Genomic DNA, 11,523 nt, shown 5'->3' on the forward strand with positions numbered 1-11,523 from the left:
GGACGGGGGTATCTGAACCGTCCGGAGCTGACGGCGGAGAAGTTTACGCTGGATCCGTTCGCAGCGCTGGAGTCTGGCGCAGCTGCCGGTCAAAGCCGGATGTACCGGACCGGAGACCTGGCGCGCTGGCTGCCGGACGGCAACATCGAGTACCTGGGCCGGATCGACCATCAGGTGAAGATCCGGGGGTACCGGATCGAGCTGGGCGAGGTGGAGACGCAGCTGCTGCATGTCGAGGGCGTCGTGGAAGCGGTCGTGATGGCGCGCGACGACGGCCAGGGCAACAAGCTGCTGTGCGCGTACTACGTCGCGGAGTCGGAGCTTGGCGCAAGCGAGCTGCGCAGCCGGCTGGCGGACAGCCTGCCAAGCTATATGGTGCCGTCGTACTTCGTACAGCTGGAGCGGATGCCGCTGTCGCCCAACGGCAAAATCGACCGCAAGGCGCTGCCCGCGCCGGAAGCCGGTCTTCAGCTCAGCTCCTCCTATCAGAGTCCGCGCACGGTGCTGGAGAAGAAGCTGGCCCTTATGTGGCAGGACGTGCTGAAGCTGGAGCGGGTCGGCGTGAAGGATCACTTCTTCGAGATCGGAGGCCATTCGCTGCGAGCGACGGCGCTTGTAGCCCGCATCCATAAGGAGCTGCAAGTGAAGATGCCGCTCAGGATCGTCTTCGAACAGCCGACGGTGGAACAGATGGCAGCCTGGATCGGCGGCGAAGAGCAAGCGGACTACACGATCATTCCGGCGGTAGAGGAACGCGAGGTATATCCGGCGTCCTCCTCCCAGAAGCGGCTATACATTATGAGCCAGCTGAACGGCGCGGACATCAGCTATAACATGCCAAGTACGCTGGCGGTGGAAGGTCCGCTTGACCGGGAACGTTTCGAAGAGGCGTTCCGGCAGCTGATCCTGCGTCATGAAACGCTGAGAACGGGCTTCGAGATGAAGGATGGCGAACCCGTACAGCGGGTGCATCGGGATGTCGACTTCGAGGTGCAGTACCGCAGCGCTGACGAAGAACAGGCCGAGCAGCTGATGCAGGAATTCGTGCGAGCCTTTGATCTGCGCAAGCCGCCTCTAATGCGGGTAGGACTGATCAAACTGGAAGACGAGCGCTTTATCATGCAGTTCGATATGCATCATATCATCTCGGACGGCGCTTCCCTGGGCAATCTGATCCAGGAATTCGTGCGGCTGTATGCCGGGGAGGAGCTGCCTCCGCTGCGCATCCAATATAAGGACTACGCGGTGTGGCAGCAGCAGACGCGCATGCAAGCCGAGCAGGAGCAGCAGGAGGCGTATTGGCTGCAAGAGCTCGGAGGCGAGCTTCCGCAGCTCGATCTGCCGACCGACTATCCGCGGCCGGAGCGGCGCAGCTTCGAGGGGGCAAGGGTCGGATTCGAGCTTGACCCGGTGCTGACGGCTTCCGTCAAGAAGCTGGCCGATGAAACCGGCAGTACCTTGTTTATGGTGATGCTGGCTGCCTATTCGGCTCTGCTTGCCAGCTACAGCGGGCAGGAGGATATCGTCGTCGGTACGCCGGTCGCGGGAAGGCCTGTAACTGAGCTTGAGCCGGTTATCGGCATGTTCGTCAATACGCTGGCTCTGCGGAGCAAGCCGTCCGAAGATAAGCTCTTCTCGGCGTTCCTGCAGGAGGTCAAGCATCAGGCGCTTCGTGCCTATGAGAATCAGGAGTATCCGTTCGAGATGCTCGTGGAGAAGCTCGGTACCGCATCCGATGCAAGCCGCAATCCGCTCTTCGATACGATGCTCGTCTTGCAAAACAACGAGCATCAGGAGTTGCAGGTCGAGTCCTTGACCTTCACTTATCTGGAGAGGGAGTACGACGCAGCGAAGTTCGACCTGACGCTATATGTCATGGAAGAAGCGGAGCAGATTATCGGCAGCATGGAATACAGCACAAGACTGTTTAAGGATAGTACAGCGGAGAAAATGCTGGCCGACTTCATCAAGCTTCTGGGCGCGGTGACGGAGAACCCGGACATTCGTTTGGGAGATATCGAATTTACGAAAGCGGCGCAAGCGGAATCGATCGAATTTTTATTCTAACCAACGTATCATGGAGCGCGCGTCGTTGCGGCGCGTGCTCTGTGAACGGTTAGGGTATAGCGCAAACTCTAGCATGAGTTGAAAACGAGGGGGGACATGTTATGAAGAAGCTTCGAGCCTTTTGGAATGACAGATTTGATAACGGGGATTCCGTGTCCATTCTTCCTTACAGTTCCGCCATACATAAAAGCGAGCCTGGCTGCCCGGGCCCGATTCTGACCGATATTCGCCTTCGTTTGCCTGCCCCGATCGAGCAGAGGCTGCTAGCCATTGCCAATGGCTCGTCGATGGCGTTATGCACCCTTTTGCTAGCGGGAATCTATGGGCTGACATCTAAATATACGAATGAAAGCAAGGTTATTCTGGGCACGCCGGCAATTCCCCAAGAGGGGACGACGCTCGTCAATGAGCTCATTTTACTCAAGCAAGAAATAACTGGCGATCAAACGTTCCGTTCGCTGTTAGCCGAGGTCAAAACAATCTTCCAGGAATCGGTCGTTTATCAAAATATATCGCTGCAAAAAATGGCCGGTTCGCTTCATATTCCCTATGAGGCCAGCGGCGCTCCGGTTATCCACACGCTCTTCTCCTTTCTGGACCTTCAACCCTCGCATCGCCCCGGAGCCATCTCGTCCGATTTTGAATTTGCCTTCGAAACCGAGCAGAACCAGCTTTATCTGCATGTTTTTTATCGGACGGACCGGTACGAGCATACCATGGCCAGACAAGTGATCGAACATCTGTTCCAGCTATATTCCGTTGCCTTATTCAACCCGGACATTCGTGTCGATGAGATTGAGCTCTTATCCCCCCAGGAGAAGGAGCTGATCCTGCACGGGTTCAACGACACCGTGGCAGACTATCCGCGGGAGAAGACGATCCACGGCCTGTTCGAGGAGCAAGCGCAGCGAACGCCGGAGCAGATCGCCGTGCGCTTCGAGGACGAGCAGTTGACCTATCGGGAGCTGAACGAGCGGGCGAACCGGCTGGCGCGCAGGCTGCGCGCCGAGGGAGTGAAGCCCGGGGACATGGTCGCCGTGCTGACCGAGCGGTCGCTGGAGATGCTCGTCGGCATCTACGCGATCCTCAAGGCCGGCGGGGCGTACGTGCCGATCGATCCGGACTACCCGGAGGAGCGGATCCGCTTCATCGCCGAGGACTCGGGCGCGAGGCTGCTGCTCGGGCAGGAGCGCCTGCTCCCGCGCTTGCCGGCCGATCTGGAGCTGAGCGGCTTGAAGCGGCTCAGCCTGAACGACGCGGCGGTGTACGACGCCGACGGGTCGAACCTGGAGCCGGCCGCCGGGCCGCAGGACGTGGCTTACGTGATCTACACGTCCGGCTCGACGGGCAAGCCGAAGGGCGTCATGATTGAGCATCACTCGGTGCTCAACCGCATCCTGTGGATGCACGAACGCTATCCGATCGGCGCAAGCGACGTAATCCTGCAGAAAACGGCGTTCACCTTCGACGTATCGGTGTGGGAGCTGTTCTGGTGGGCGATGGTCGGCGCGAGCGTCTGCCTGCTGACGCCGGGAGGCGAGAAGAGCCCCGAGCGCATTAGGGAGACGATCCGGAGCTATGGCGTGACGACGATGCACTTCGTGCCCGCGATGCTGCATGCGTTTCTCGAGGACGCGGAGCAGCAGCCGGAGCGGCTGCTCGCCGAGCAGCTCGGCACGCTGCGCCACGTCTTCGCCAGCGGCGAAGCATTGCCGCCGCAGCATGTGGCGCGCTTCCAGCAGACGGTGGCCTGGGTGAACCGTTGCCGGCTGATCAACCTGTACGGCCCGACGGAGGCGACGGTCGACGTCTCGTACTTCGACTGCGAGCCGGACGTGTCCTACCCGGTCATCCCGATCGGCAAGCCGATCCATAATACAAGGCTGTATATCCTGAAGGAAGGGACGACGCAGCTGCAGCCGGTCGGCGTAGCCGGGGAGCTGTGCATCGCGGGCGTCGGGGTAGGACGGGGGTACCTGAACCGTCCGGAGCTGACGGCGGAGAAATTTACGCTGGATCCGTTCGCAGTACTTGAGCCTGGCGCAGCCTCTGATCAAGGCGAGAGGATGTACCGGACCGGAGACCTGGCGCGCTGGCTGCCGGACGGCAACATCGAGTATCTCGGCCGGATCGACCATCAGGTGAAGATCCGGGGGTACCGGATCGAGCTGGGAGAGGTGGAGACGCAGCTGCTGCATGTGGAGGGCGTCGTGGAAGCGGTCGTGATGGCGCGCGACGACGGCCAGGGCAACAAGCTGCTGTGCGCGTACTACGTCGCGGAGTCGGAGCTTGGCGCAAGCGAGCTGCGCATCCGGCTGTCGAGCGGTCTGCCTAGCTATATGGTGCCGTCGTACTTCGTACAGCTGGAGCGGATGCCGCTGTCGCCCAACGGCAAGATCGACCGCAAGGCGCTGCCTGCGCCGGAGCAAACGGCTCGGCTCGGCATCGCCTACGTCGCTCCGCGAACGCCGCTCGAGCTGCAGCTGGCCCAGATCTGGCAGGATATTTTGGGACTTGAGCAGGTTGGCGTGAAGGACCATTTCTTCGAGATCGGTGGACATTCGCTAAGGGCGGCAACCCTGGTAGCCCGCATCCACAAGGAGCTGCACAAGCAGCTTGAGCTTCGAGAAGTATTCGAAGCGCTGACTATCGAGGAGATGGCCGTTCTGATCGAGGGGAAGGAAGCAAGCAGCTACTCATCGATTCCGCTTGCTCCCGAGCGGGACGTCTACCCGGTTTCCTCGGCGCAGAAGCGTCTATATATTGTCAGCAAGCTGGATGGAGGCGAGCTGGGCTATAACATGCCGGGAGTCGTGCTGGCCGAGGGCCGGTTGGACCGCGAACGGCTGGAGCAAGCCTTCCGCCAACTGATCGCGCGTCACGAATCGCTAAGAACGAGCTTTCATCTGGTCGAGGGAGAGCCGGTTCAACGCATTCATTCCGAATCGGTTTTCCAACTGGAGGACTTCGATGCAGATACCGGGCATCCCGACCGGGCGATCCGGGCGTTCATACGTCCGTTCGACCTGGAGCGGCCGCCTTTGCTTCGGGCCGGACTGGTGCGCGAGAGCGCAGACCGGTTCCTGCTGCTGGTCGACATGCATCATACCGTTTCGGACGGGGCATCGCTGAGCCTATTGATCGGCGAACTGGCTAGGCTGTATAACGGAGAGACGCTTGCTCCTCTTCGGCTTCAATACAAGGATTATGCGGTATGGCAGCAGGCCGGGATCGGCAGCGAGCAGTGGTCGAAGCAGGAGGCTTACTGGCTGAACAGCTTCCAGGGGGAAATTCCGACGCTTGATCTCAAAACGGATTTCATTCGGCCCGCCGTTCAGCGCTTTGAGGGAGACAAAATCGAGTTTTCGTTAGACCGGCCGACAAGCGAAGCCTTAGGCAAGCTGGCTGTTCAAAGCGGCTCCACTTTGTATATGGTATTGCTCGCAGCCTATATGACCCTGCTTCATAAATATACGGGTCAGGAGGATATCGTCGTCGGGACGCCTGTGGCCGGACGCCGGCATGCCGAGCTGGAGCCGCTGATCGGCATGTTCGTCAACACGCTGGCGATCCGCAGCTATCCGGCTGGAGAGAAGACCTTCGCCGGCTACCTGCAGGAAATCAAGGAGCAGGCGCTGGGCGCCTTCGAGCATCAGGACTATCCGTTCGAAGAATTGGTCGGCAGGCTGAATCTTGCAAGAGACATGAGCCGCAATCCTTTGTTCGATACGATGTTCGAGCTCAAAAATCTGGAAAACGCGAATGCCCAATTCCAGGATGTCGCCTTTACGGCTTACCCGGACCCGGACACGGCAGCCAAGTTCGATCTAACGCTGGAAGCGGAAGCTGGGGAGGACGGCATCGCTTTCCGCCTTGAATACGCCACCTCGCTCTACAAACGCGAAACGGCTGAGCGGCTCGCCCGGCACTTCATCCAAGTGATCGACGGGATCGTCAGCAATCCTGAACGGAAGCTGTCCGAGCTTGACCTGGTGTTCGGCGAAGAACGATCGCTGCTTCTGGAAGCATTCAGCGGGCAGGGGGCCAGGGGTCAGGAGCATTTGCTGGCGAAGCCTTTTCATGTCTATGTGGAGGAGCAGGCGAGCGCAGCGCCGGAGGGGACGGCTGTCATCAGTCAAGGCCGGCGTCTTACGTATCGCGAGCTGAACGAACAGGCGAATCGGCTGGCTCATACGCTGCGGGGCCTTGGCGTCGGCAGGGAATCGGTAGTTGGGATTTTGGCCGAGAGAGACGCCGTTCTGGTCGTAGCCGTTCTGGCCGTCTGGAAGGCGGGAGGCGCCTATGTTCCGCTCGATCCCGATTATCCGGCAGACCGTATTCAGTTCATGCTCGAAGACAGCGGAGCGGCCATTGTGCTCACCCAATCGCATCTCATAGACATGGCGAATGAAGGCGGCTCCGGGGATGGAGAGGGAACGCCTGCTCGGAAGTGCCTTTGCCTGGACGATCCCTCCATTTATACGGGGGAGGCGGAGGACAGACCGACGATCAACGAGCCTCAGGATCTCGCTTACGTGATTTATACGTCGGGAACGACCGGCAAGCCGAAAGGGGCGATGATCGAGCATCGCAGCCTGGTTAGTACGGCGCTTGCTTATCGGCGCGAGTTCCGCTTGAGCGAATTCCCGGTCCGCGCGCTGCAGCTGGCCAGCTTCTCGTTTGATGTCTTTGTCGGCGATATGGCCAGAACGCTGCTGAACGGCGGTGCGATGGTTATTTGCCCGAAGGAGGATCGTATCGATCCGGCGCGCTTGTACGGCTGGCTGCATGACCATCAGATCACCGTAATTGAATCGACTCCCGCGCTGCTCATCCCGTTCATGGATTACGTCTACAGTCAGCGGCTGGATCTCTCTTCCCTGCAATTGCTGCTGACCAGCTCCGACAGCTGCAGCGTGATGGATTACCGGAGACTGCAGGAGCGCTTCGGCTCGCAGATCCGCATTCTCAATACGTATGGGGTGACGGAAGCGGCCATCGACTCCAGCTATTATGACGAGCCGCTGTCGAGCCTCCCGGAGACGGGGGCCGTGCCTATCGGGAAGGCGCTGCTGAACGCACGCTTCTATATCGTGGACGCTGAGCTGAAGCTGGTTCCGGTCGGCGTGGCCGGCGAGCTCTGCATCGGCGGTCCCGGGGTGGCACGCGGGTACTTGAACCGCACGGAGCTTACAGCGGAGAAGTTCATCGATAATCCATTCGTCCCCGGCGAACGTCTGTACCGTACCGGAGATTTGGCACGATGGATGGCCGACGGAAATGTTGATTTTATCGGACGAATCGACCATCAAGTGAAAATCCGCGGATACCGGATCGAGCTGGGCGAGATAGAGACGGCGATCCGGCGTTTTGCCGGCGTGAAGCAGGCGGTAGTCGTTGACCTGACGGATGAGCAGGGACGCAAGTATTTAAGCGGGTACGCCGCTTCGGAAGAGCAGCTGGACCTCGACGCGCTGCACACCTGGCTGCAGCAAAGCCTGCCTTCGCATATGGTTCCCGCGAGGTTGATGGCCATGGAGAAGCTGCCGCTTACACCGAACGGCAAAGTGAACCGGAAGGCGCTGCCGGTACCGGAAGAGCGTCCGATTGAACGCGATAGCTATGTAGCCCCGCGCTCGGCGACCGAAGTGTCGATGACCGCTATCTGGGCATCCGTGCTTGGCGTGCGGAGCGTCGGGATCTTCGATAATTTCTTCGAGCTCGGCGGCGACTCGATCAAGGCGCTCCAGGTTTCGTCCAGGCTGCACCAGGCAGGCTATCAGATGGCGATGAAGGATTTGTTTCAATATCCTACCGTTGCCGGGTTGAGTCCGCATGTGTCGGTCGTGAGCCGGACGGCCGATCAGGGCGAAGTGTCGGGACCTGTCAAGCTGACGCCGATCCAGCATTGGTTCCGGGAGCAGAATTTCGCTGACGCCCATCATCATAACCAAGCGGTCATGCTGTACCGGGAGGGAGGCTTCGACGAAAGAGCGCTTCGTCAAGCCGTCACCGGCTTGATTAAGCATCATGACGCGCTGCGTCTTGTTGTGCGCGAGACGCCGGATGGGATCGTAGCCTGGAATCGCGGCACGAGCGAGGGTAAGCTATTTAGCCTGGTCATAGCGGACTTAAAGGAAGAGGACGACGAACGCGGGGCTGTGGAGATGCGAGCGGATGAGCTCCAGAGCGGGATCGACCTGAGCGCTGGGCCACTCGTTCGCATGGGCCTGTTCCAGTGCAAGGACGGCGACCACTTGCTGATCGCCATCCATCATCTGGTCGTCGACGGGGTGTCCTGGAGAATTCTGTTCGAGGATCTTGCCACAGCTTATGAGCAGGCGCTGCAGGGAGAGCCGGTCCGGCTTCCTCTCAAGACCGATTCGTATCAAGTTTGGGCGGATGGGCTTGAAGCCTACGCCCATGGGCAAGCCATGGAGCGCGAACGGGCCTATTGGGAGAAGCTCGGACAAGCTGCCCATACGCCGTTGCCCAAGGATTATTCCACGAGCGAGTCCCTGGTCGGCGACAGCGAAACGGTAACGGTGACGTGGACGGAGCAGGATACTACGCTGCTTCTCAAGCAGGCGAACCGCGCGTACAACACCGTTATTAACGATCTGCTGCTTGCTTCGCTCGGCATGTCCGTTCAGAAGTGGACGGGAGAGGACCGTGTCGCGGTAAGTCTGGAAGGACACGGACGCGAATCGATTGTTCCGCTTCTGGACATTACCCGCACTGTCGGCTGGTTCACGAGCCAGTATCCGGTCGTGCTGGAGCTGGATGCCCGGCTAGACCTGGCGGGCAAGATCAAGTCCGTCAAGGAAGGCTTGCGCGCCGTTCCGGGGAAGGGGGTCGGGTACGGCATATGGCGCTATTTGTCCGATGCGTCCAAGGAGTTCGGACACGGCGAGGAGCCCGAGATCAGCTTTAATTATTTGGGTCAATTCGATCAGGAGCTGCAAAGCGGTGTCATGAAGATGTCGCCCTACTCCAGCGGCAGGGAGATCAGTCCCCGCGCCAGAAGGACGCATGCGCTGGATATCAACGGGCTTATCGCGGGAGGCGAGCTATCGCTGACGATCAGCTACAGCAGCAAGCAGTACCGCAAGGATACGATGGAGCAGTTGGCGAAGCTCTTCCACGATTCGCTGCAGGAAGTGATCCGACATTGCGCCGTGAAAGAATCGCCGGAGCTTACGCCAAGCGACTTGACGCTGACCGGCGTCACGCTGGAGGAGCTGGAGCAGATTGACCGGGAGACCCGCCATCTGGGGGACATCGAGGATCTATACGCGCTTACGCCTATGCAGCAGGGGATGCTGTTCCACAGTTTGCTCGATGCGGATTCCGGAGCTTATTTCGAACAAATGACCTTTGACCTGCACGGTCGCTTCGATGTCGAGGCATTCCGGCATAGCTATACCGAGCTGGTGCAGAGGCATGAGATTTTCAGATCCAATGTATATACCGGCTGGCGCAATCAGCCTCTGCAGATCATCTATCGCCGGAAAGCAGCGGGATTCGAGACAACGGATCTGCGGGGGATTTCCGATGCCGGGGAAAGAGCGGCCATGGTCGAAACGTTCATGGCGGAGGACAAAGCGCGGGGCTTCGATCTGATGCAGGACCCGCTGATGCGCATCCAGATCATCCGCACCGGCGAAGAGGCTTACCGGTTTATATGGAGCTCTCATCATCTGCTGATGGACGGCTGGTGCTTGTCGCTCGTCACGGCCGAGGTGTTTGAGCTGTACTTTGCAAGGGTTGAGGGAAGGGAGCCGAGACTTAAGCCCGTTTCGCCTTACAGCCTGTATGTGAAGTGGCTGGCGGCCCGCGATCCGAACGAAGCGAAGGCGTATTGGAGCCGTTACTTGGCAGGATACGAGCAGCAAACGGTGCTTCCGGCGAGCAAGCAGCGGGATCTTTCGGCGCCGCCGGTCTTCGGGACGGAGCTGCTTCAGCTGGGCGAGGGCTTGACCGCGAGCATGAACCGGCTAGCCAAGCAGCAGCAGGTCACGATCCATACGCTGCTGCAAACGGTATGGGGCTTGCTGCTGCAGAAGTATAACGGCAGTCATGACGTGGTATTCGGCAGCGTCGTATCGGGAAGGCCCGCCGAGATCCCAGGCATCGAAGACATGGTCGGACTCTTCATTAATACGATTCCTGTGCGTATTCACTGCGAGCGAGAGGCGTTGTTCCAGGACGTGCTGGCGACCAATCAGAAGCAGGCTCTGGCCTCCCATGCTTACGATACGTATCCGCTTTATGAGATCCAGGCGCTGACCGAGCAGAAGCAGGATTTGATTCGCCATATTATGGTGTTTGAGAACTTCCCGATTGAAGACCAGGTGGAGCAGGTCGGCGGCGAAGACGCCGGAGCCTTTGACATTTCGAACGTAGGCATGGTCGAGCAGACCAACTATGATTTCAACCTTATAGTAACGCCCGGTTCTAATATGGGCATCCGCTTCGAATACAACGAACAAGTCTATACGGCGGCGGATGTACAAAGAATGCAGGCCCACTTGGTCCATCTGCTGGAGCAGGCCGTTGCGAATCCGTCGATTCCGGTCAGCGAGCTGGAGGTTGTCACCGCGGAGGAGAAAGCGGAGATCTTCGAGGCGTTCAACGCCACGAGCCTCAGCTCCCCGCAGGACAAGACGATTCACCGGCTGCTGGAGGAGCAGGCGGAGAAGACGCCGGAGCAGCTCGCGGTGTATGCCGAAGACGGGCAGCTGACGTACCGCGAGCTGAACGAGCGGGCCAACCGCCTCGCCCGCACGCTGCGCCGCCACGGGGCGGGACGAGATCAGCTCGTCGGCCTGATGGTAGAGCGGTCGCTCGAAATGATCGTCGGTGTGTTCGGCATCCTGAAGGCGGGGGCCGCCTACGTGCCGATCGATCCGGAGTATCCGGAGGACCGTATCCGGTACATGCTGGAGGATTCGGGGGCGGGGCTGCTGCTGACCCAGGAGCGCCTGCGCCATCGTCTTGCCGGGGATGCGGACAAGGGCATTCGGACCGTATGCCTCGACGATTCTGCCGCTTATGACGCGGACGGCGCGAACCTTGCGCCCGTATCCGGCGCAGATGACCTCGCTTATGTCATCTACACGTCGGGCACGACCGGCAAGCCCAAAGGGGTCATGGTCGAGCATCACGGCCTGACGAATCTGAAGGCGTATTACGACGAGACGCTGCGGATCGGGACGGAGGACCGCACGCTGCTGTTCGCGAGCCTGTCCTTCGATGCTGCCTGCTGGGAGATGTTCCAGGCGCTCTTCTGCGGAGCGACGTTGTACGTGCCGGTGTCGGACACGATACTGAATTACCAGCAGTTCGAGCAGTATATGGCCGATCACCGGATCACGGTCGCGGCGCTGCCGCCGACCTATGCGGTGTATCTGGAGCCGGAGCGCATGCCGGAGCTGCGGATTTTGTTCACGGCCG

General features: G+C 59.8%; 2 protein-coding genes. Both read left to right on the top strand.

The genetic code is table 11. The features are described from left to right. Nucleotides 1–2,067: condensation domain-containing protein (locus GSF01_RS28535; RefSeq protein WP_159888658.1), on the top strand; the 2,067-nt coding region annotated here is incomplete at its 5' end. 101 nt (nucleotides 2,068–2,168) lie between these two features. Beyond that, a partial coding sequence (locus tag GSF01_RS28540) for a non-ribosomal peptide synthetase (protein WP_159888659.1) occupies nucleotides 2,169–11,523 on the top strand: 9,355 nt, incomplete at its 3' end.

The organism is Paenibacillus puerhi, from assembly GCF_009846885.1.
Lineage (GTDB): Bacteria > Bacillota > Bacilli > Paenibacillales > NBRC-103111 > Paenibacillus_G > Paenibacillus_G puerhi.